Below are 21627 nucleotides of genomic sequence, written 5' to 3'. Positions count from 1 at the left end.
GAGATTTCACGTAAATTTCCAATGACGTTTGGTGGGTTTCTAGGGCTCAAACCCATCTGGCACACCGAACAGTGGCGCATCCAGTGTGGTCCCGGTCAATGCACCCATGAACGCCACCAGATCTGCGACCTGGGCATCGGTCAGTTCCAGCGGTTCGATGTCAATTTTCTGGCGATGACGCTCCATCTCAAATCGATCCTGCCAGACGATGAAATCCACATTCTCAAGCCACGGCACGTTGGGCAGCCCGGCCAAATCAGGGGTCCAGGCAGCGAGGCTCTGAGATGGGTTCAAGTGGTGGCGAATAATGCCTGCCAGATCGGGAAAGGCACCGTTGTGACCATAGGGCGCCGTCTCTGTCACATTGCGCAGCATCGGTGTGCGGAAACGATAGGCGTCCTCAAGACGGTTGCTTTCACCCATATGACCCACGTCGCGGGCATAGGGGTCCCATTGGCGGGTCTTGCCCGGTCCAAATGGCGGCAGGCTCAGCGCGTGGAATTTTTGATCCGATAGCAACGGGCCGGAATGGCAGTTTGCGCAACCTGCCTCACCATAAAACAGGGTCATGCCGTCCTTTTGCCGAGGCGTCAGGGCTGTGTTATCTCCGGCCAGATATTGATCGAACGGGCTGTCCATGCTGCGCCATTCCAGCGCCATGAATGCCGCCAGCGCGTTGGCTACTTGGGTGATCGTGATGTCCTCGGTCGTGTCGATGTCATCGAATGCCTTGACCATGGCAGGCCCATAGCGCGGATCAGTGCGCACGCGTTTGGCGAGGATCGGCCAGCCCTTGTCGATGCGGTCATGCACCGCGCCGGTGACTTGATTTTCGGCCACATTTCCGGCCATCTCGAATTGCGAGGTCAGCGGGAAAAGTGCCTGCGCGGCCAGCAGTGAATTCAACCCCTCCGGCAGCCATTCCTGCGCGGGCGAATTGAAGCCGTTACCGTAGACGTCAGAGATACTTAGGCGACCGTCATGGAAGACCGTGTGAAGATGCTTTGCCCCAAGGTTCCAAAGCCCCGGCGAATTGCGGGGAATACGCTTGCGGATTTTGTCCGCTCCGGTGCCCGGCGTGCGATCTGGGCCAAGCCCCTGCCCGCCCTCGCCAATGCCCAGCGACAACCCGTCCGAGGTGCCAAAATCCGGGTGGTGGCAGTGGGCACAGCTGATGTTCTGGTTGCCCGACAAGATCGGATCGTAAAACAGTTGATGACCGATGGCGGCCTGTTCCATATCAAAGGGGATGAAATCGTCATCCGTCAGCGGGCGCGGCAGATCCTGAGCTGCCGCAGCCCCTGCCAAAAGGAAAGCAACCCCATGCGCCAGTTTGTATTTGCCCTGTGCCTTCTCGCGACCCCAGCGCTGGCTGAACTGGAAAAAGCACGCGATCTGATGGAGGCCGGAGAGTTTGAAGCCGCGCGTGAGGAATTGCTGCCGGCAGCGCGGTCCGGCAATGCCGAAGCCGAGGAATTGATCGGTGTGATGTACGGGTTGGGACTTGGAGTCGAACAGGACTATGAACGCGCGTTTGAATGGTACTTGCGCGCCTCGATGAAAGGTCATCCCGGGGCGCAATCTGGTATCGGTTGGTACTACGAGTTGGGTCTGGGCATGCCCGCGCCTGATCTGGTTCGAGCGTACATGTGGTACACGCTCAGCGCCATTGGCGGCGACCCCGATGCGGCGATCAGCCTTGAAGAAGTGGTCAAAAAAATGTCGCCGGAGCAGATCGAGAAGGCGCATGTTCTGGTCAACGACTACAAAGGGTGGATGTACCCGTTTCGGTGAGGGCCGGACCCCAGGGCCCGGCCCAGCAATTCAGTTCAGATCCGCATCGCGTGAGGCATTAACATCCGCCTCGGCTGCTGCCACAGCGTCAGTCAACGCTACAAAGATCTCATCACCACGTGCCACATTGGACTGGAACCAGTCATAGACCGGGGTTGCGGCTTCTTTGAAAGCAGCTTTCTGGTCGGGTGTCAGGACATAAAGGTCACCACCGCCGGCAACGAAATCCTCATACGCCTGGATCGACTTGCGCTTGGGTGAGGCAAAGGTCGCCTGCTGCAGCGCATAAAACCCGTCGACTACCACGCGGCGCATATCTTCTGGCATCTCCTGGAACTTGGCGTTGTTCATCCACCACAGCGCACCCATGTAGGCATGCCCATCCAGCGTGACATATTGCAGGCCTGCATCAGGGAACTTCATACCCATGATGTCAGTGATGCCGTTTTTCGAGCCCTCAACCACGCCGGTCTGGAAGCTGGTGAACAGTTCTGGCCACGGGATCGGGGTCGGTGATGCACCCAGTGCTTTGACCAGCTCCTGCGGCAGGTCGGCAACCACGGTGCGGATTTTCAGACCTTCCATGTCAGCCGGCTCAGCAACACGGCGTTGCGTATTGGCAAAGTTGCGCCAGCCACCTGTATTGCCGATTGTCATCAGACGGATCGCACCGCCGGAATCCTCCAGCGCCATGTCGCGCATCTGCCGGGTGAAATCACCGGATAGGACATGTTCGGCAATGCGGTCATCGGCCATCAGGTAAGGCAGGTCCAGAACCTGCACATAAGGGAAGATGCCCGAGGCCCCTCCAGAGGTTGAGATGTAGATGTCGATCGTACCGTCTGCCACACCCTGCAGACACTCGGCACCGTTCGAGCAGAGCTGCGTACCTATGAACAGCTCAACCTCAATGGCTCCGTTCGAGGCCGCCTCAACGTAGTTCTTGAAAACGACCAGACCGTCATAGTCTTCGTCGTTTTCATTCGAGTTTGCTGTGGCGCGTAGCGTGTAGTCGGCGGCAGCCGCGGCAATCGCAGACGCGGCCGCTAGCGACGTGGCCACCGCTGCGGTTTTGATAAATCTTCTGAGCATGCGTTTCCTCCCTGTGATACTCAGTTCAGTTTGCAAATCCCGTTATCCTCGGGATCGTCATGGATAGTGCGGGGATGTATGTGATCAAGAAGATCACGATGATTTCGACCGCCAGAAACGGCAGGATTGCCTTGGCGATGGTTTCAACCCGTTCCCGAGACACGGCGGCGGCTACGAACAGCACCAGCCCCATGGGCGGGGTGGCCAGACCGACGGTCAGGTTGACGCTCATGATAATGGCAAAATGGATCGGGTCTACACCGAGGCTGGTGAAGATCGGACCGAGGATCGGGCCAAGGATGATAATAGCGGGGCCTGCATCCAGGAACATTCCGACGATGAACAGCAGCAGGTTGATCAGGAACAGCAGGATCAGCGGGTTTTCCGACAGGCTGAGGATTAGCGAGGCCAGCTGCTCCGGCGCATGGCTAAGACTAACGACCGTCTTGAACGCCATTGCCGCCCCGACCAACAACAGGACGACAGCTGAGGTCATACCTGCATTGCTGAGCACCTCGGGGACTTCTTTCCACGTCAATGTGCGCAGGACGAAGAAACCGATGATGAAGGCATACCCTACTGCGACTGCGGCGGCCTCGGTTGGGGTAAAGATGCCACCCAGTATTCCGCCCAGGATGATCACAGGGGTCATCAGTGGGAAGAACGCTTTTAGGCTGGCCTGACGGCGTTCCGGCCAAGTGTATTTACGGCTGGCGACCGGGAAGTCGTAGCGATCCGCCATCAGCTTGATCATGAGCATCAAACCGACACCGACCATGACCCCAGGCACGATGCCAGCGAGAAAGAGCGCAGCCACACTTTCACCCATGACATAGGCATAGATGATCATGATGCCCGAGGGCGGGATGATCGGCCCGATCACCGAACTGGCTGCCGTGATCGCGGCGGCAAATTTGCGGGTATAGCCTTGCTTCTCCATCGCCGGGATCAGCATTGACCCAAGCGCCGAAGTATCGGCGACAGCGGACCCTGAAAGGCCCGCGAACAGGATCGAGCTGAGGACGTTCACATGCGCAAGGCCGCCCCGCAGGTGGCCCATCAGGGCCTGGCTGAACTCGACGAGGCGGATGGTGATGCCGCCCCGGTTCATCAGTTCTCCGGCCAGCATGAAGAAAGGGATCGCCATCAGCGGGAAGCTATCCATACCGTTATAGACATTGCGATAGAGCAGCGTAATGTCGTTGGTCTGACCGCTGAGCCATAGCAGAATGCCGGGCGCTGCCAGCAGTGCGAAAAAGACCGGCAGGCCGATCAGCAGGAAAATCAGGAAGGTGGGCAGGAACCAAATCAGCATTTATTCAGCCCCCACCGCAGCTTCGGGAATTTCAGGCAAAAGATGTGCTCCGCCCAACATGGTTACTATCGACCGCAAGATCAGTTCGATATTGACCGAGATCAGCAAGATGATCCCAACCAGCAGCGAGGCCATCATCCAACTGCGCGGAATACGGTACCATTCATCGAACCCGAAAGAGGTAGGCAGGTACAACGCCGCAGTGGCGAACCGGCCACCAAAGCCCGTAACCTCAGACCAGCCGATATTGACCGCAACAAGCAGCACGGCCAGCGAGATCAGCAGCAGGAACAAATTGAGCGATTGACCAAGCACGCGCGGCAGGAAACGTGCAAGCATATCGATAGCGACGAACCCTCCGCGACGGAAAGCTGTGGGGGCCATCAGGCCCGTCATCCAGAGCATGCAGAACCGGGCAGCCTCATCCGGCCATGGCAGGGCGTTGCCCAAGACATATCGGAAGAACACCTGAATCAAGATCGCGATAACCATAACTGCAATCGCAACAACACCGACCGCGCGGCCCAGACGCAGCACGGTTTCGTTCACGAATGCAATCGGCGTCAACGCCGATGCCAGTCCGCCCATGCGGATCCTCCCACTGTCAGCTGCGGGTTTGACCCGCAGTCGTCATATCGCGCTTAGCTCTGCGCGAATTGGCCGAGTTTTCCGGCAAAGAACGTCAGCGCGTCTCCATCCGCCATGCTGACTTTCAGAACTTTGCCCACCACGATCACATGATCGCCTGCATCGTGATAAGCGTGCTGCTCGCATTCGAACCGGGCAAGACTGCCCGGCAACAACGGGGTGCCGTTTTCACAACGGTCATGTTCGATATCACGCAGCGCATGGGCGTCTTTTGAACAGCCAAAGCACAGCTCGGCCTGTTCAGCAGACAGAACATGCACACTGAAGTGACGCGCCGCGTGAAAATAGCGGAACCGGCGCGAATTGCGGTCGCCCGCCCACATCACCAGCGGCGGATCCAGCGACAGGGACGAAAAGCTGTTGGCGGTAATGCAGATTGGCCCATCCTCACTGTCGCAGGTCACGACAGTAACTCCGGTGGCAAAACGGCCAAAAGCATCGCGCAGGGTTCGCGTGTCGTCCTTATGCGGGACGAATGTATGGTTCATATCGCGCGAGATTGCGTTCATCATGGCACCTCATGTCCCAGCGCCGCCTCATACAGGCGGTACCAGCTTTCACGATCCAGCTTGACCTTCAACGCATCCGAGGCGCGTTTGATACGGCCCAGATTATTTGTGCCCAAAACCGGCAGGATGTTCGCCGGATGCGCGAGCAGGAAGGCAACCGCAACGGCGGCGCGGTCCACCCCGAAATCCTCGGCTATCTCATCCGCAACAACACCAACCGGTGGATTCCCGGCCATCAAAAGGCCTCCACCCAGTGGAGACCACGCCATAAGCGGGTGACCATGCTGTTGATGGAACGCCAGATCGCCGTTAGTGAACGGGCTGATCTCGCCCAGAGATATCTCGATCTGATTGGTGACCAACTGGGTTTTCATCGCCGACTGCAGCAAAGACCAGTCCCAAGGGCGGAAGTTGGACACACCAACCGCACCGACCTTGCCACTGGCAACCACCTCATCCAGCGCTGCACCGGTTTCATGGTGATCCATCATTGGATCCGGGCGGTGGATCAGTAGCAAGTCGATGTGGTCGATCGCCATTTCCGACAGAGATGTATCGACCGATTTCAGAATATGCGCACGCGACGTGTCGTAATATTTGACCTTGGCCTCGGCATAACGCCCCATCGGCGCGACGATGTCACATTTGGTGACGATCTCCATTTTCTGGCGCAGGCTGGGATTGGTGCGCAAGGCATTGCCCAGAACGGCTTCGGCCGCGTATCCGCCATAAATGTCGGCCTGATCGAAGGTGGTGATGCCCTGATCCAGACAGGCCTGAATCTTGGCCTCAACATGCGCAGTCGAGGTGTCACTGTCATCACCCAAGCGCCACATGCCATAGACAAGACGGCTCATTTCCAGCGTGTCAGATAGTTTCACACGTTGCATCAGCGACGAACTCCGTTGCCCAGCGGGGTTGCCGGGGTGGTTGCTGGCACGCGCCCGTAGGCTTCGGGAAGCGAGCAGGTTTTCAGGTTGGGCATCACACGGGCGCCAAAATGCTTGGCCTCGTCCATGTGCGGGTAGCCCGAGAAGATGAAGGCGCGGATGCCCATCTTCTGATACTCTACGATTTTAGACATAACTTGATCGGTCGAACCGACCAGCGCAGCACCACAGCCCGACCGTGCGCGTCCGACGCCGGTCCAAAGGCCGGGTTCGACATAGCCATATTCGTCGGCCAGATCACGGTTCTTGGACTGATGCGCCACACCCAGCGAGGTTGCGTCCAACGCCCGTTCACGAATGGCACGCCCGTACTCGTCATCCAGTTTTGAGACGATGTAGTCCGCATATTCCTGCGCTTCGGCCTCGGTATCGCGCACGATCATGTGCACGCGCAGGCCGTAATCCAGCGTCCGGTTGTAATTCTCGGCCACCGCATGAACAGCCTTCATCCGTTCAGCCAGTTGGTCCTTGGTTTCCGGCCACATCAGATAGACATCGCAATGCTCACCACACAAATCCAACGCGGACGGAGAATAGCCTCCAAAATACAGCAACGGACCACCGGTTTGGTAGGGCCGGGCCGGATCGGTGGTCAGGCCCGAAAAGTTATAGACCTCACCCGCGTGGTTGATCTCATCCTGTGTCCAGGCCTGTTTCAAAATCTCCACAACTTCGCGCGAACGCTGATAGCGGTACGCACTGTCGGCTTTCTCGCCCGGGAAATCGGACGAGATGATGTTAACCGTCAGCCGCCCCTTTAGCATGTGGTCCAGCGTCGCGATGGTACGGGCCAGCATGATGGGCTGCATTTCGCCACAGCGCACGGCGGCCAGCAGGTTGATCTTTTCAGTGATCGGGGCGCAGCCTGCAACAAAGCTCAACGTATCCTGACCGACCTGGTACGATGACGGACACAGGATGTTGCGAAAGCCTTGCGCCTCGGCCTCTTTCACGATGCCTGAACAATGCTCCCAACTGGATCGCAGATCACCATCGGGCACACCCAGAAACTGGTAGTCATCCGAGCAAAGCGCTGCAAACCACGAAACCTCGGCCGCATCCAGGTCGGGGGATGTGATGGGGACGATGGTCATTTGATTCACGCTCCGTACATCTTTGACTTTCCTCTTGCGTAGCAAGCGCATTGATGTAGATCAATAGTGTATCAATTTTTCCTGCGACCGAGTGAAGCGCCCTCAATGTCCGCCAACAGCCGCAATCCAAATGCCCTGCCGATCTATGTCCAGATCTCAGAGCTTCTGATCCGCGATATTGCTGCGGGCCGTCTGATTGATGGTGAGCGTCTTCCACCTGAACGGGACATGGCTTCGAACCTAAATGTCTCGGTCGGGACCTTGCGAAAATCCCTCGCCGAGCTTGAGAAAAAAGGCATGTTGGAGCGTATTCAGGGTTCGGGCAACTACATCCGCGAGACCGGAACGCAGAACAGCGTCTATGCTATGTTCCGGCTGGAACTGCCCGAAGGCGGCGGGTTGCCGCGTGCCGACATCCTGTCGGTTGATCATCTCAAGAAGCCTGCGAAACTGCCGAAGTTCGGCCTGTCTGATAGCGGTTCGCGTGTACGTCGGATGCGTTATCTGAATGACACAATCATCGCGGTCGAAGAAATCTGGCTGGACGAATCAGCCGGGACCATCGACCAGAACCTGCTGTCCGACTCGCTTTATCGCTATTACCAGCAACAACTTGGCTTCTGGATCACACGGGCAGAGGATCGCGTTTCTGTCAGTGCCCTGCCCGACTGGACACCTGAAGGCTTCACCAAACCTGCGGGCCAAGCCGCAGGGTATATCGAACGGTTCAGTTGGTCTGAGAAAGCTGAACCTATCGAGTTTTCAAAAACATGGTTTGATCCAGATCGAGCCACATACGTTCAACGCCTGAAATAAAAGGAACTGCGCATGACCCGGACCACCAATTACGGGCTGATCGGATGCGGCATGATGGGGCAGGAACACCTGCACAACATTGCTCTGCTTGAGGGCACACGAGTCGCCGCAATCTTCGAACCCGACCCGGAGATGGCGCATAAGGCGCAGGCGATTGCACCCGACGCGCAGATGGTGTCTTCCCTTCAGGACCTTCTGACGGTCAATGATCTGGACTGTCTGGTCATCGCCAGCCCCAACCACCTGCATGTTGATCAACTGGCCGAGATTGCGGAAACCCGCCCACTGCCACTGTTAATCGAGAAACCGTTGTTCACTGATCCCGCCGATCTTGCACGGCTTGAAGAGTTAGAGCGCAATTTTCCGCACCCGATCTGGGTCGCGATGGAATATCGCTATATGCCCCCGATCACGGCGCTGATCGATGAAGCAGCGACCGCAGGTGGTGAGATCAAGATGCTCACGATCCGCGAACACCGCTTTCCGTTTCTCGAAAAGGTCGGCAATTGGAACCGGTTCAACCGTAACACTGGCGGTACATTCGTCGAAAAATGTTGCCACTTCTTCGACCTCATGCGCCTGATCCTGCAATCAGACCCGGTTCGCGTTTCCGCAAGCGGTGGCCAAGCCGTCAATCATTTGGACGAAGTTTATGACGGCGATACTCCAGATATTCTGGACCACGGCTATGTCATTGTCGATTTTGCTTCGGGCGCGCGCGCGATGCTCGAGCTTTGCATGTTTGCCGAGGGTTCGCGGTATCAAGAAGAAATCTCGGCCATTGGGCGCGATACCAAAATCGAAGCGCTTGTGCCCGGCCCGGGCCGCTTCTGGCCTGAACATCTGGGCGACGCGCCTGTACCACAGCTGATCATCAGCCCTCGCGCACCGAAAGGTCCAATCCAGCGCGACATCCCCGTTGATCCCGAGTTGCTGGCGGCTGGCGACCACAATGGCTCGACTTATTATCAGCACAAAGGCTTTCTGGAGCTGGTCAGGGGCGAGCGCGCCAAACCCGAGGTCTCACTGCGTGATGGGATTTGGGCCGTGCGTATCGGCCTTGCCGCACAACAGGCGTCAGAGCAGGGCCAAACGATCAGCCTAGCTGGGTGATTAACAGGGTCAGAAAATCACATTCAGCATCAACAGTGAGACGATCAAGAAGATGATCGTCATGATCCCGCCCGAACGGACGAAATCGGTCACTTTGTACCCAGCTGGCCCCATGATCAGCGCATTCACCTGATGGGTCGGGATAATGAAACTGTTCGAGGTCGAAATCGCGACGGTTAATGCAAAGACCGCCGGGTTGGCACCCGCCGCAACCGCAATTGAAACCGCAAGGGGCACCAACAGAACCGTCGCGCCCACGTTTGACATGACCAGAGAAAATGCCGTCGCCAGAATGGCGACGCCCGCCTGTAGCGCCCAATTCGGCCATCCATCCAAGATGATCATGATCTGTTGCGCAATCCATGCCGCAGTCCCGGTATTCTGCACCGCCTGACCCAACGGGATCAGACACGCCAGCAGAAAGACCGTGTTCCATCCAACTGCTCGATACGCCTCGTCAACACTGAGCACCCGGGTCAACATCATTCCTGCGGCTCCGGTCAGCAAACAGAGCGACAACCGCACATCCGTGAACAGGATCAGTGACAATGAGATCAAGAAGAACAAGAGCGCCCAGCCTACCTTTTGCGGGCGCAATTCATCCTGCGGGAAGTCCGAGGTGACCACAACAAAATCCGGATCACGCTTTATCCGCATTAGGTTGTCCCAACGGGTATGAGCAACCAACATGTCGCCAGCCTTGAACTTCTCAAGCCCGATCTGGGTGGATTCATGCGTCTCAGTCTCGACATGACTCAGCGTCTCTTCACCCCGGTGGATGGCGAGCAAAGACATTCCGTAGGTTTTACGGAACAGCAATTCGCGAGGGCATTTGCCGATCAGCTTGCTGTCAGGCGTCACGACCACCTCTGCGACCCCAGCATTCGTGGGTGCGAACTCTTCGACAAACACATCCAGATCAGGCAGCACCGTCAGCCCGTACTTTTCGGCAAACTCTTCGACAACCCAGCGCCGACCCACAATCGCTAAACGACAAGGCGCAGCAATCTCGGCTGTTAGCACCTGAACCATCGAGGTCTTGCCACGGTAAAAGGTCGAGATGATATAGAGATGATTTTCAAAGTTGATGTCGGCCAGTATCTGCCCGACCAGCGGGCTGTCGGCCGGAACCACAACCTCGAACACATCGGCCTTCAGCCCGTAGACCCGCTGAAGATATTCCTGAGTCCCGCGCCCGGTACCCGTACTCTCCGACCCTGAATCGCCCGGCAGCACCCAACGTCCCAGCAGCAGGAAATATGCGATCCCCGTCAGGATCAGCACCGCACCGATGGGGGTAACGGAAAACAAACCAAAGGGTTCCATCTTCTGGGCTTCGGGCAGCCCTTCGTTTGCAGTTTGGATCAGGTCATTCAACAGAATAAGCGGCGAGGACCCGACCATTGTCATTGTCCCCCCCAGAATGGCACAAAACCCCATGGGCATAAGCAAACGTGACAACGGAATACCCGATCGCGATGAGATACGGCTAACCACCGGTAGGAACAACGCCGCCGCCCCGACATTTTGCATGAATGATGAGATAACACCGACTGTGCCCGAAACGATCGGCAGCACTCGGTTTTCAGACTTACCACCATATTTCAAAATGACGGACGCGACCTTGTTCATCAGCCCCGTTTTATCCAAACCCGCCCCTACGATCATGACCGCAATGATCGAAATCACGGCATTGGACGCAAACCCGTCAAACAGATGAGGAACATTTGCCAGATTTTCGAGACCCGGTGCATAACTCAGCAGACCCACAATGACCAACACCAGGATGGCCGAAAGATCGATCCTTACAATCTCGGACACAAACAAGAACACCGTGAAGGCCAAAAGCGCCGAGACCACACCCATTTCGTATGTAAACGCCAATTGCTCCACTGGGATCACCTGGTTCCAAAAGCAAATCTAATAGGCATTTCTAGGCAATCAGCGCGGGCCTGTCATGGACTTTGTCTGTTTGGTCGAAATCCACCGTGACAAAACTACCGGCGTCGTAAGAAGCCGTCCGGTGCCACCGAAATTTGCAGCTTGTGATCGATACTCTTGTCGATCTCGAAATCAGGATTGACTTTCAACCAATCATGAACTGCAGTCTTTGGGTTGTCTCCAGGTCCCCATGGACGATCAGTGAACATAGTGGGAGGCATATCCTCAACGATTGTATCGAACACAATGCAATAGCTACCCGAAGAAACAAGCGGGGCATACGCATTTAACTCGGCAAGCACATGATCGTGTGTATGATTGCTGTCGAGACAAACAAGTACCTTTTGGTAATCTTCAGCAGCAGTTCGATCCTGGTCCACAATGTCTTCGTCGATAGATGAGCCTTGAATCATCTCGATTCTGGAGGCCATCGGATGCTCTTCTATGGCTGCACGATTGTGGGCGAGAGTACCAATGTCAACGCCAAGCACCCTGCATTTGGAACGGGCGAGATCAAGCGTCGTGCTCGCATAAGCGGCGTGAACATGTCATGGACTTGGACCACACCCCACCGCGTGTGGTCAGGAAAACAGGCTGGAACCACTGCCTGAACTGTACGAAACCGTTATGGAGCTTGGTTGCAATAGGGATTCGCATCCGCGATAACTGAAGACACCGACCCGATTGCAAAGTCATTCACGATAGCCGTTGCCGCAGGAGATGGCAGAGTAACGGCACGCAGTTTCGCCAGCCGCGCAAGGCATTGGAGACCGTCCCTCGTAAATCCAACAGAGCAAACCTCGGCAGTGTCTCCTTGCTGCCTGCATCGGTGAAGCGCCTCGGGGGCATGAGTTCCGGGGCGCTTTTACTGAGCGAGTCACCACAGCAAGCCGCATTGCTTGTATTGTACTGGTTTGGGCAAACACACCACCCCGCAGGGCGGGCACCACCTACTCTAAGCTTTTGTATTTGCTTGGCTTAAGTGGTGAGCCGTGCAGGATTCGAACCTGCGACCCACTGATTAAAAGTCATCTTCCAGAGTGTTTGTTTTTTGATAACCGGTGACTTTTTTAAATTAAAACAGATAGTTAAATCGCAACCTTGGTCACCTTTAACAGGCTTCCACAAGATGTTGCGGGCACATTATTCGGCACACCAATATTCACAATTGAGAGTCAGATGCTCACCGCGATGTGGCTGCGACAGCCAGAATTCGTCCAGCACTCACCGAACTAGCGCTTGCTTGCCACTCACATACTCCGCAGGTTAACATCGATCAACACGCCAGTCTCGTTCTTCTCATACTTGGCGGTGGTAGCTTCTGTTGCCCATGTGTTACACCGTTCAACTCGATATCGCTCGGTAAAACTTGATCCGAAGCTTCAGTATTTACTTCTATCCTGCTCCAAATTTATCACACTTAAGTGTTGAATGTTGTCGCCATCGATCTCGCCATACGTGAGTTTCGAAGCGGCCCCAATTGGCAATAACAGTGCAAAGTGTTCGAATCGACTAACAACAGGATAACTACCAACTCTTATGCAAAGCCTTGAAGAAGATGCGAAGAAACAGATTTCCAGCTTACGAAGCGAAATTCTTTCCCACGAAGGTAAAGATGACTGGAACGAGATTATCGATGTGCTCAATCAAATTCAGAGCGAAATCGATGAAGGTCGTCCAAAGTTACAGAGAGTTAGCGTGAAAGAGAATCTCGGAAGCGATCGTGTCTCTGGTAGTTCTCAAAGAACCCAATCTACTAGCGTGAACATGGTTGTGAGCGAAGATTACCCAGCCGTTGAGGCTTTGGATATGACCGCGGAAGCGCTAGCGCTGGCCTTTATTTCTCCAACAAAGATGGCTTCAAAAGTCTTCGACACGGTGGAGCGTTTTAGGGACAATGAGAAGTCACCTGAACAAGAAACTATCGTTCAATTCGCTGACCCGAGGCTTCCAGAAAAGAAATCAACAACTCTTATCTCGCAAGACAATCTCGAAAGTTCTCAAAAGGTACTACAGCCACTCGCAATTTCTTTGGAAAAGTTGGTTCGTAGCCTCGAGATGAAAAAACGCAGCATCGCATTTACAATCGAGAGCGACGCGGATGCCAATTGAACAAGACTTATGGGATAAAATTGTTAACTCCCTAGGAGCCGTCTCGAGCTCAAATCTCTCATCGGTTTCTGCGGGTGAAGATTTGTACGAGGCGTATATTTGGTCCCTAGTACTGGACGCTGCTGAGCGAGAAGGTGCTAGTATTTCGTTGCGTGATAATACTTGTAACACAACTACTGACTTTTGGTTCAGAACAAGTCCTTCGGGCATTGCTTCCGACGCCCATCCCTATTGCCACGCTCAAATCGAGTTTCAACACTGTCCTCCACTAGAGGCGCACATAGGTATTTATGTCTCCGGTCGCTCAAAAGTTAAACACGAATGCGATGTTGCGGTTCTGTTCAAGAGTGAAGCTGACGCTAGCCGTGCACACAACGGTAATCCACGTTTTAGCAAGACGCTTCTGACGGTAGAATGCAAGTTCTACATAAACTCCAATGTAGGCATTGGACTTGGTCGTTCATTCTTAGGGCTGATTCACGATATACAGAACGGGCAACGGTACTTTGTTTCAACCCGCGCAACGCGCTCTGTTTCGCTACTATTCGCAAAACACAATAAGGAATATGAAATCGGCTTATCGCCTATGGAGCCAGACTTGGAAACGCGTCTACGAGGGTCTTTTGAAAAAGCATTCAGAGATTTTAGGTCGCAATATTACAAACCCTAATCCATCTACGAAAGCGGCAAGCCAAGACAGGAGGGAACGCCTTCTATTGGTTAGTATGCTCAGAGGATGATATTTTCTGACAATTTCTTTCGAAAATCTGCCAACCTATTGAAAGCAAGCCATCAAATCCTCACATTTTCGTGAAATCGAGAATCTTGATAGCAGCTCGCCACGCGCCCTCGTGGCGATTTCGCGCGTCGGTGAGCATTCACAAAATACACGAGAAAATGATCAGTTGGCTGGCGCCATCGATGAAAAGTGGAGAGGACAATGCAAGAGCTTCAGGAGTACTTCGAGTACTTGGCAACAGAAACACAAACTGAAGCCAACGAACTGGGAATCGATGAGAATACCGCATTCCTCGAACAGATGGGATCGAAGCTAGAAGCTGAAGGTGAATTAGCCACAGTTGATCGGGTTGGCTTTCATGGTAACCACGGCGGAAAAACGCTTCGTATAGACGCTATCGGTGGCGACCCGCGAGAAGCAGAGAATGTGCTAAGTGTCGTCGTGTGCGACTACCACAAAAATGCCACTCCCCAAAAAATGAACGCCGCTGAAGCGAAAAAACGCTTCGCTCACTTGGTGAATTTTGTAGCTGCCGCACGTCGCAGTTCGTTCAGCAAAAGTCTTCGCGAAGGTAGTGCAGAAGCCGGAGCCGCGAGTACAATCGAGAAGGCTTGGAACTCAACGTCAAAAGTCAAGCTCATCATCATAACAAACGATGTTTACAGCGCGAGAACAGATGCCGTGCTTGCAGGGAAGATTGCTGACGTACCGGTAACTTACAACATATGGGACCTTTCAAGGTTCCAACGCTACGAGACTTCCGGTCAACTTCGGGAAAAACTGACCGTCAAATTTGAAGATGACTTTGGAGCTTCAATCCCAGCACTTGCTGCTTCAGCGGATGATGAACCTTTGCAAAGCTATTTGACAGTTGTTGGTGGAGAGCAACTGGCAGAAATATATGAAAAATGGGGAGCTCGCTTGCTAGAGTCGAACGTCAGGAGTTTTCTCCAAGCACGCGGATCGGTAAACCGTGGAATAAGAGACACAATCAAAAATGAACCGGGTATGTTCTTCAGCTATAACAATGGATTAAGTGCAACCGCGGATAGTATTGAAGTTAAAAGAACAGCTGATGGCCTTCGAATCGCGTCGGCGGTCAATCTGCAAATTGTAAACGGCGGTCAGACCACAGCTTCACTTCACGCCGCGCGAAAGACATCACCGGAGACGCTCAGCGAAGTCTTTGTGCAGATGAAACTGACTGTTGTTCCCGAACAGACCTCGGAGGAGCTGGTACCCAACATCTCAAAGTATGCGAACAGCCAAAACAAAGTCAGCGCTGCGGACTTTTTCTCTAACCACCCTTTTCATATGCGGATGGAAGAGTTCTCTCGTAGACTTTTGGCTCCGGCAGCCGAAGGCACAAACCGGGAAACGAAATGGTTTTACGAACGAGCCCGTGGTCAATACCTTGTTGAACGCTCGAAGAGATCTCAGGCGGAGAGACGACGCTTCGACATGGAATTTCCTAAGGCGCAGTACTTTGTAAAAACAGATCTGGCCAAAGTCGAAATGAGTTTTCGAATGCATCCTGATATCGTCAGCAAAGGCGCTCAGAAGAATTTTGGGGCTTTCGCGCAAGAAATAGGTGCTGCTTGGATCAGAAGCGAAAAACACTTTGATCGCACCTGGTTTCGGAGGTTGATCGCGAAACTCATTATCTTTCGTCATCTTGAAAAATCTATTCCAAAGCAAGAGTGGTATCCGGGCGGATATCGCGCCAATATTCTGACATATGCGATTGCAAAAGTTATGTCGGACGTGTCCGAAACAGATCTTGAAATAGACTTCGATTCAATTTGGCGGAAGCAATCTGTTCCGAAAGAAGTTGCGGACGTGTTCTTGAGAGCTGCAAAAGAAGCCTCGGTTGTCATTACTAATCCAGAGGCAGGTATCAATAACGTTACCGAGTGGGCAAAGAAACAAGCGTGCTGGTCAACCCTAAAACGCTTGGAAGTTGACTATAGGGTTGAGCTCGAAACGCTTTTGATTGAGCCGAGCGAAGCCCAAGCTGAACGTCGCGCTGAACATCAAGACGAGGAATTAGTCACCGGCATTGAAGCTCAGGCAAAAGTGGTCGAGTACGGCGGCGATTTTTGGAGCCGACTAAAAAACTGGTCCATTGCGAAAAAAATTCTCTCCGAAAAAGAGGTTGGCATTCTATCCGCTTGCGGCTCAGTGCCGGCCAAGATTCCCAGCGAGAAACAGTCGCTTATCGCTGTCGATGTCTTAGAAAGAGCCCGAACTGAGGGATATCAGGACAAAGAAGAAGCTCCAAAAATCAGGATTGGGTCGACTAATCGCTTACACTAATCCAACTCGCAAAACTCAAAAACGGATCGGTTTAATAGACTAAAGGTGCACAGATGAACGAATTGATTAACGAACCAGACGCAACTCGTTTGATCTTCGGATTGCGTGACACCGGCTACAACGTTCGTACAGCGGCAGCCGACATTATTGACAACTCCGTGGCAGCAAGCGCGACACAGATAAATGTAGAAGTTGTTCTGCATGAAGACGGCCGAAAGGTCGTTTATTTTGGTGACAACGGAAAGGGTATGGATGCGGCAGAAGTACACCAAGCAATGCGCTACGGAGCGCCAGCCAGAGAAAACCCAGAAAGTCTTGGCAAATTTGGTCTAGGTCTAAAAACTGCGTCAAGTTCGGTTTGCCGAAAGTTCACAGTGATTTCACGCGCAAGTTTGGACCAGCCACTTGCGAAACTTGCTTGGGATTTGGATTACGTGGCCGATCTCGACAGATGGGAAATGCTTCGTGAGCCGATTACTCCAGATGAAGACGAAATGTTTGACGAACTTTGCGGCGAAACGGGCACACTTATCGTCTGGGAAAAGTGTGATCGTATTCTCTCAAAGGACTATGAAGCAGGGGGCACACGAGAACAAGCTGCGGTAAGACGTTTAACCGACGCTCTCAGTAGGCACTTGTCTTTAATTTTTCATCGCTTTCTCGAGAAAAATGATAGGCGCGAAAAGAACATCGAAATATTTATTAATAGCAGCCCAGTGGTTCCTTGGAACCCATTCTACCCCCAAAAGTCCGAGCAAGTATTGGCTGAAGCTAAACAACAACTCATAATCGAACTGCCCGACGGGTCAGAAGAAACAGCCCATATCAAAGCTTGGATTCTTCCTCACCGAAGAGATATGACAAAAGATGAGGAACGCGAGTACGCTCGTATCAGCAATAGGGCTCAAGGTTTTTATGTCTATCGCGAAGGACGCCTGATTCAAGCCGGAGGCTGGATGGACGTATTTGGCTCTCCGGAGCCGCATACCTCACTTTTGAGGATTGAGTTTGATTTTGGGCATCGACTCGATGATGCATTTCGGATTGACGTCAAAAAGTCTCGGATTCTGTTCCATCCCGACCTTGAGGCGGGGTTGAAGGAGCTTCTTCAGCCAATTTACCGAGAAGCAGGTAACCGCTACCGTCGAAGTAGTCGCTCTCAAGCTAACTCGTCAAAGAATGTCGATCACAGCAGCGCAAACAAAAACATTGCTGGAACTTCGAATGCTGCAAAGCCCCTTGTAAGCTCGGCAGACGAAAAAACACAGTCGGCAATAGTCTCAAATAATATGGGACAACAAATAAGGATAAAGTCACCGGTCGAAAATAACGTTAGTCCGAGTTCTATCCATGTGGAGGCAGTTGAGACTATTAATAGTGGCGAACTTTGGCAACCTGCGTTCAGGAGCCCAGGCGTCGACGGTCATGTGCCGTCCGTGTTGCTTAACAAACACCACGACTTTTACCAAAAAATATACCACCGAGCTGCCTCCAATGGATTTGCTGTTGAAGGGATGGACCTGCTTTTATGGGCGTTCGCCGTTGCAGAGCAGAACAATATCAATGATGAGCTCGAACCTGTTTTTGAAGACATCCGAACAGAAATTTCAAACAACTTGAAAAAGCTGTTGAGGAGCCTTCCCGACCCGGAGCCCGGAGAACTCATCGAAGATGATGTCAGTCAATGATCGCCGAAAAAGAAAAGCTAATTGTTCAAGAGCTTGAGGTCGGCACCGGAGCAGAAATTGATCTTGAGCCGGACAGATCGGGCCTACGCTCGGCGATGCGCATCTGGTTCTCAGATTTGGGGAAGAATGCAGGCCCGATAGCATCACTTCGCCCTCACGGTTTGAGAGGTCACAAAGTAACACTCGAGTTTGGAAGTTTCTCAGGCGGCGTGATAAATCAAATTAAGCAGGCCAATAACGAAGACGTTGTGCTTGCAAGGGCACTGATTGAGTCAATCGACGAAGCTTTTTCCGTCGTGGTTGTCGGCCAAGACCTACAAAATTGGCGTGTTGAAGATGGGAAGTTCCGAATCGAAGTCACTGCACGAGACTTAAAAGCACCGGATTCAGATGCAGCAGTCGCTAGAACTTGCCGAGAAATTATTACTCCAGTCATGGCCGCTATGGCCGAACTAATTGGATACGACGTCATCGAAAAAGAGTTTGGACCGGACGACCCCCCATACGAGGGTGCGGAGAAACCTTCGACTATAATTCGGAGAGAACGCAACCCTCGAAGCAGACTGCTTTGCATCAGAATTCACGGTAAAAAATGTGTCGCTTGCGGGAAAGATCCGCAAAATATCTATGGTCGAGCAGGTGACATTATTGAAATCCACCACCTTGAACCGCTTGCAACTTTAAATAAACCTCGACGCTATAACCCGTATAGAGATTTGGTACCCTTGTGCCCGTGTTGCCATAGAGCAGTTCACACACGACACCCAGTCCCTTGGTCCGTAGAAGAAATTCAGAAGTGTATCGGAGATCATGATGACACAATACTCTGATCTTCCTGCCAGTTTTCAAGATTTAAGATCAGTTAAACCTTCCAATTTCATTTTGTCTGAGCGCCTAATTGAACCAGCGGTTTTTCTGAAACGCGATGGAGACAAGCTGGTTGCTCATCTGGGCGGTGTTCGAACCACAAAAGGTCAGAGACGGGAACTGAAAGCACCCACAAACAATCATTGCTGGGTAGTGGACGATATGACTTTCCGCCCTATGCCAAGAGACTCTGCGGAAATATTTGCCAAGTTGTTCGCTGACTCTGATCCAAACGATCTCGCCTTTGCCAAGGCCATTCAACTTATTAGAAGTGAGGACCCTCTGCTCCAAGTTGTGACAGCGCAAAACGTACTGGAGAAGGGTAATGAAGCTGCAGTGCAGCACAGCGAGCACTTATCAATCAGCGGTCTTCAAGCAAGTCTCTTTCCATACCAAGCTCGTGGTGTTCAATGGATGAATGAAACCATCCAAAGAACAAACGGGCTCATTCTTGCCGATGAGATGGGTTTGGGAAAAACGCTACAAATCATAGCGTTATTGATGATGGATCCGCCAGAAGAAAGTGCACCAGCGCTTATAGTTTGTCCAACTAGCTTGATAGTAAATTGGGTGCGCGAAATAGAGCGTTTCGCTCCGAGTCTCAGTCTTATGGTTCACCGAGGAGCACACCGAACAGGAGTAGTAAGTGGGCTTCAGACCGCTCAAATAGTGATCACCACCTATGAAACTTTGGTTAATGACAAAGAAGTATTCTCCTCGATGACGTGGTCTTGGGTTGTTTGTGATGAGGCGCAAGCCATAAAAAACCCGAACTCAAACCGCCGAAAAGCACTTGCCTCTGTACCGCGAAAATACTCAATCCCGATGACCGGCACACCTGTGGAGAATTCACTATTAGATCTCTGGTCAATTTCAGATTTTGCGGTTCCCGGGCTTCTCGGAAGTAAGAGCGAGTTTGAGATGGAGTTTCCTGACAGCATCGAAGCCGCTCAAAAGCTTGGCCGACTTACGGACCCTATAATATTAAAACGAAGAGTTTCGGATGTAGCCGGCGACTTACCGGAGAGATTAGACATAGATGTTCCACTTGAATTAGATGAGCAGCTTGTTGACCACTACCGAGAAGTCAGAGAAGCCACATTGGCAAAATACCCAGTGGCTGGAGCATTGGTGGCGACGCTGCAACTACAGCTGCTTTGCGCACATCCGTGGTTAAGAAAAAATGAAGGCGAAGAAGAAGAGTTCGCATTGCTGAAACCCTCAGACTCGCTTCCCCTGATAACGCCCAAGGTCGAACGCACAATCAGTCTGCTTTCGGAAGCCTTTTTCAATCAACGTAAAGTATTAGTATTCTCACCATTTAACAAAATTGGCGAAATCCTAAAGCAAGCAGGGTCACAGTTGCCGAAAGCGTATTGGAGCGCCATAAACGGTTCGACAGACCAAGAGGACCGTCAGAAAATAATTGACGAGTTCACCGAGTTTGATGGTCCTGCTTGCTTGGTGTTGAACCCTAAAGCGGCAGGTGCTGGCTTGAATATAACCGCGGCGACGATAGTGATCCACTTTACCCCAGTATGGAACCCAGCACTTGAAGCACAAGCCAGTGCACGTGCTCACAGAAGGGGTCAGACTGAGCCTGTTTCGATATACCGCCTGTTCTTTAAGGGAACTGTTGAAGAAGTCATGATCGAAAGATCTGCATGGAAAAACGACCTTGCAAATGAAACTGTACCGGTATCCACAAGAGATGCCGATGATCTAAAAAAAGCACTACAAATATTGCCGGGCAAAACATGACGACCAAAGCTTTCCGAAAAAAACTTACCGCAAATGACGTTGGCGCAACCGGAGCTCATCAAGCCGGAGTACATATTCCGAAAACTGAACTAGAGCTTTTGGGAATGCTGCCGTTTTTATCTCCAAAGATAAAAAACCCTGACGCTTGGTTGGTATGTCGTGACGAGTCAGGACACGAACTCAAGTTCAGATACATTTACTACAACAACCGCTTACACGACGAAAAGGGAACACGTAATGAATACCGCCTGACACACATGACCAAATGGTTCAAAGACGTGGGAGCAAAAGAAGGCGATGAATTTGAAATTAGTCAAGACTCCGAAGAGGAATACTACTGGATCAAGGTCATTCCTCAGATCAACGAAACTACAGACGCGAAGACTGGAGCAATGAGGATAAAGCTATCAAGCTGGCGTCGGGTCCACTAACTTGAAGAAGTGGGTTCAGCTATCTCGCCAATCTCATCGGTGGAGCTGAGCCAAGTGGCTATCTGGGTCGCTAAATGATCACTAGTGAGACTCCGTGTAGCACATTCCCAAACCGTTAATACTCTCCACCCAGTTTCAACCAAACGGTCACGTGTCGCGTTATCTCTAGCAACGTTGGACTTCAGTTTGTCTTCCCAAAACTCCACACGGGTTTTGGGTAGCTTAAAGTACCGACATCCGCTGTGGGCATGCCAAAAGCACCCATGAACGAATACAACTGACCGAAATTTTTTCAGCACCAGGTCAGGTTTTCCAGGGAGATCCTTTTGATGAAGTCGAAACCTGAAGCCTGCTCTGTGCAAAGCTCTCCGCACTAATAGCTCAGGTTTGGTATTCTCTGGCCCAATTCGTCGCATCATTTCTGATCGCGACATCGGAGTT

18 protein-coding genes and 1 pseudogene are annotated in these 21627 nt (G+C 52.6%); 9 read left to right on the top strand and 10 right to left on the bottom strand.

Features of this window, described 5'->3' with window-relative positions:
* Nucleotides 1-39: 39 nt before the first annotated feature.
* The gene (locus tag ACR0EN_RS18430) at nt 40-1308 is read right to left on the bottom strand and encodes a cytochrome-c peroxidase (protein WP_480588223.1); all 1269 of its coding nucleotides are present in this window, start codon (nt 1306-1308) and stop codon (nt 40-42) included.
* 15 nt (nt 1309-1323) lie between these two features.
* Between ACR0EN_RS18430 and ACR0EN_RS18425 the strand changes: the two genes are divergently transcribed.
* A complete protein-coding gene (locus tag ACR0EN_RS18425; protein WP_170595133.1) occupies nt 1324-1794 on the top strand; it encodes a tetratricopeptide repeat protein in 471 nt (156 codons plus the stop codon).
* Nucleotides 1795-1824: 30 nt separating this feature from the next.
* Here the strand turns inward: ACR0EN_RS18425 and ACR0EN_RS18420 are convergent, their stop codons facing one another.
* The 6 genes from ACR0EN_RS18420 to ACR0EN_RS18395 are packed head-to-tail and all read right to left on the bottom strand — an operon-like array spanning nt 1825 to nt 7402.
* Nucleotides 1825-2886 carry a TRAP transporter substrate-binding protein gene (locus tag ACR0EN_RS18420; RefSeq protein ID WP_480588221.1) on the bottom strand — a complete coding sequence of 354 codons (1062 nt, stop codon included), beginning with the start codon at nt 2884-2886 and terminating at the stop codon, nt 1825-1827.
* Between the two features lie 25 nt (nt 2887-2911).
* Entirely contained in the window at nt 2912-4201 is a 1290-nt protein-coding gene (locus ACR0EN_RS18415) for a TRAP transporter large permease (protein WP_170398321.1), read from the bottom strand.
* Complete coding sequence (locus ACR0EN_RS18410; protein WP_170398319.1) at nt 4202-4789, bottom strand: TRAP transporter small permease; 588 nt, start codon at nt 4787-4789, stop codon at nt 4202-4204.
* Nucleotides 4790-4842: 53 nt separating this feature from the next.
* Nucleotides 4843-5358, bottom strand: a complete 516-nt coding sequence (locus ACR0EN_RS18405; RefSeq protein ID WP_170408253.1) for a flavin reductase family protein — start codon at nt 5356-5358, stop codon at nt 4843-4845.
* On the bottom strand, nt 5358-6248 hold the full coding sequence (locus tag ACR0EN_RS18400; protein WP_170425620.1) for an aldo/keto reductase: 891 nt from the start codon (nt 6246-6248) through the stop codon (nt 5358-5360). Before ACR0EN_RS18400 ends, ACR0EN_RS18405 begins: the two co-directional genes overlap by 1 nt.
* The gene (locus ACR0EN_RS18395) at nt 6248-7402 is read right to left on the bottom strand and encodes an LLM class flavin-dependent oxidoreductase (RefSeq protein ID WP_480588218.1); all 1155 of its coding nucleotides are present in this window, start codon (nt 7400-7402) and stop codon (nt 6248-6250) included. The genes ACR0EN_RS18400 and ACR0EN_RS18395 overlap by 1 nt, the downstream gene beginning before the upstream one ends.
* Before the next feature lie 105 nt (nt 7403-7507).
* Here ACR0EN_RS18395 and ACR0EN_RS18390 point away from each other — a divergent pair, with 105 nt between their 5' ends.
* Complete coding sequence (locus ACR0EN_RS18390) at nt 7508-8218, top strand: GntR family transcriptional regulator (RefSeq protein WP_170398311.1); 711 nt, start codon at nt 7508-7510, stop codon at nt 8216-8218.
* Nucleotides 8219-8230: 12 nt separating this feature from the next.
* The gene (locus tag ACR0EN_RS18385) at nt 8231-9331 is read left to right on the top strand and encodes a Gfo/Idh/MocA family protein (protein WP_480588216.1); all 1101 of its coding nucleotides are present in this window, start codon (nt 8231-8233) and stop codon (nt 9329-9331) included.
* Nucleotides 9332-9340: 9 nt separating this feature from the next.
* Here ACR0EN_RS18385 and ACR0EN_RS18380 read toward each other — a convergent pair whose 3' ends face one another.
* Nucleotides 9341-11197 carry an SLC13 family permease gene (locus ACR0EN_RS18380; protein ID WP_170398548.1) on the bottom strand — a complete coding sequence of 619 codons (1857 nt, stop codon included), beginning with the start codon at nt 11195-11197 and terminating at the stop codon, nt 9341-9343.
* 131 nt (nt 11198-11328) lie between these two features.
* Nucleotides 11329-11796: pseudogene (locus ACR0EN_RS18375) on the bottom strand (cephalosporin hydroxylase family protein); the annotation flags it as partial.
* A 1015-nt stretch (nt 11797-12811) separates the two neighbouring features.
* Between ACR0EN_RS18375 and ACR0EN_RS18370 the strand changes: the two are divergent.
* From ACR0EN_RS18370 to ACR0EN_RS18345, 6 genes are all read left to right on the top strand, one after another.
* Complete coding sequence (locus ACR0EN_RS18370; protein WP_480588214.1) at nt 12812-13384, top strand: hypothetical protein; 573 nt, start codon at nt 12812-12814, stop codon at nt 13382-13384.
* 940 nt (nt 13385-14324) lie between these two features.
* Nucleotides 14325-16439: an AIPR family protein gene (locus ACR0EN_RS18365; RefSeq protein WP_480588213.1), complete on the top strand. Its 2115-nt coding sequence runs from the start codon at nt 14325-14327 to the stop codon at nt 16437-16439.
* 53 nt (nt 16440-16492) lie between these two features.
* Entirely contained in the window at nt 16493-18127 is a 1635-nt protein-coding gene (locus ACR0EN_RS18360; RefSeq protein ID WP_480588211.1) for an ATP-binding protein, read from the top strand.
* The gene (locus ACR0EN_RS18355; RefSeq protein WP_480588209.1) at nt 18124-18957 is read left to right on the top strand and encodes an HNH endonuclease; all 834 of its coding nucleotides are present in this window, start codon (nt 18124-18126) and stop codon (nt 18955-18957) included. The genes ACR0EN_RS18360 and ACR0EN_RS18355 overlap by 4 nt, the downstream gene beginning before the upstream one ends.
* Nucleotides 18941-20755 carry a DEAD/DEAH box helicase gene (locus ACR0EN_RS18350; protein WP_480588207.1) on the top strand — a complete coding sequence of 605 codons (1815 nt, stop codon included), beginning with the start codon at nt 18941-18943 and terminating at the stop codon, nt 20753-20755. Before ACR0EN_RS18355 ends, ACR0EN_RS18350 begins: the two co-directional genes overlap by 17 nt.
* The gene (locus ACR0EN_RS18345; protein ID WP_480588205.1) at nt 20752-21186 is read left to right on the top strand and encodes an EcoRII N-terminal effector-binding domain-containing protein; all 435 of its coding nucleotides are present in this window, start codon (nt 20752-20754) and stop codon (nt 21184-21186) included. The genes ACR0EN_RS18350 and ACR0EN_RS18345 overlap by 4 nt, the downstream gene beginning before the upstream one ends.
* On the opposite strand, the gene ACR0EN_RS18340 is transcribed toward ACR0EN_RS18345, so the two are convergent.
* Nucleotides 21183-21620, bottom strand: a complete 438-nt coding sequence (locus ACR0EN_RS18340; RefSeq protein WP_170757097.1) for a DNA mismatch endonuclease Vsr — start codon at nt 21618-21620, stop codon at nt 21183-21185. The two genes, ACR0EN_RS18345 and ACR0EN_RS18340, sit on opposite strands and share 4 nt — an antisense overlap.
* Nucleotides 21621-21627 lie beyond the last annotated feature (7 nt).

This window comes from Ruegeria sp. AB7 (assembly GCF_056542625.1).
The sequence above is the reverse complement of the archived record's forward strand: the minus strand, read 5'-3'. Positions and strand labels throughout refer to the sequence as shown.

Coding starts and splice junctions, on each gene's coding strand:
- ACR0EN_RS18370 (WP_480588214.1), top strand. CDS start 12,812: ATGCAAAGCCTTGAAGAAGATGCGAAGAAACAGATTTCCAGCTTACGA.
- ACR0EN_RS18425 (WP_170595133.1), top strand. CDS start 1,324: ATGCGCCAGTTTGTATTTGCCCTGTGCCTTCTCGCGACCCCAGCGCTG.
- ACR0EN_RS18400 (WP_170425620.1), bottom strand. CDS start 6,248: ATGCAACGTGTGAAACTATCTGACACGCTGGAAATGAGCCGTCTTGTC.
- ACR0EN_RS18420 (WP_480588221.1), bottom strand. CDS start 2,886: ATGCTCAGAAGATTTATCAAAACCGCAGCGGTGGCCACGTCGCTAGCG.
- ACR0EN_RS18345 (WP_480588205.1), top strand. CDS start 20,752: ATGACGACCAAAGCTTTCCGAAAAAAACTTACCGCAAATGACGTTGGC.
- ACR0EN_RS18410 (WP_170398319.1), bottom strand. CDS start 4,789: ATGGGCGGACTGGCATCGGCGTTGACGCCGATTGCATTCGTGAACGAA.
- ACR0EN_RS18385 (WP_480588216.1), top strand. CDS start 8,231: ATGACCCGGACCACCAATTACGGGCTGATCGGATGCGGCATGATGGGG.
- ACR0EN_RS18350 (WP_480588207.1), top strand. CDS start 18,941: ATGACACAATACTCTGATCTTCCTGCCAGTTTTCAAGATTTAAGATCA.
- ACR0EN_RS18340 (WP_170757097.1), bottom strand. CDS start 21,620: ATGTCGCGATCAGAAATGATGCGACGAATTGGGCCAGAGAATACCAAA.
- ACR0EN_RS18405 (WP_170408253.1), bottom strand. CDS start 5,358: ATGAACGCAATCTCGCGCGATATGAACCATACATTCGTCCCGCATAAG.
- ACR0EN_RS18365 (WP_480588213.1), top strand. CDS start 14,325: ATGCAAGAGCTTCAGGAGTACTTCGAGTACTTGGCAACAGAAACACAA.
- ACR0EN_RS18360 (WP_480588211.1), top strand. CDS start 16,493: ATGAACGAATTGATTAACGAACCAGACGCAACTCGTTTGATCTTCGGA.
- ACR0EN_RS18355 (WP_480588209.1), top strand. CDS start 18,124: ATGATCGCCGAAAAAGAAAAGCTAATTGTTCAAGAGCTTGAGGTCGGC.
- ACR0EN_RS18380 (WP_170398548.1), bottom strand. CDS start 11,197: ATGGGTGTGGTCTCGGCGCTTTTGGCCTTCACGGTGTTCTTGTTTGTG.
- ACR0EN_RS18390 (WP_170398311.1), top strand. CDS start 7,508: ATGTCCGCCAACAGCCGCAATCCAAATGCCCTGCCGATCTATGTCCAG.
- ACR0EN_RS18415 (WP_170398321.1), bottom strand. CDS start 4,201: ATGCTGATTTGGTTCCTGCCCACCTTCCTGATTTTCCTGCTGATCGGC.
- ACR0EN_RS18395 (WP_480588218.1), bottom strand. CDS start 7,402: ATGACCATCGTCCCCATCACATCCCCCGACCTGGATGCGGCCGAGGTT.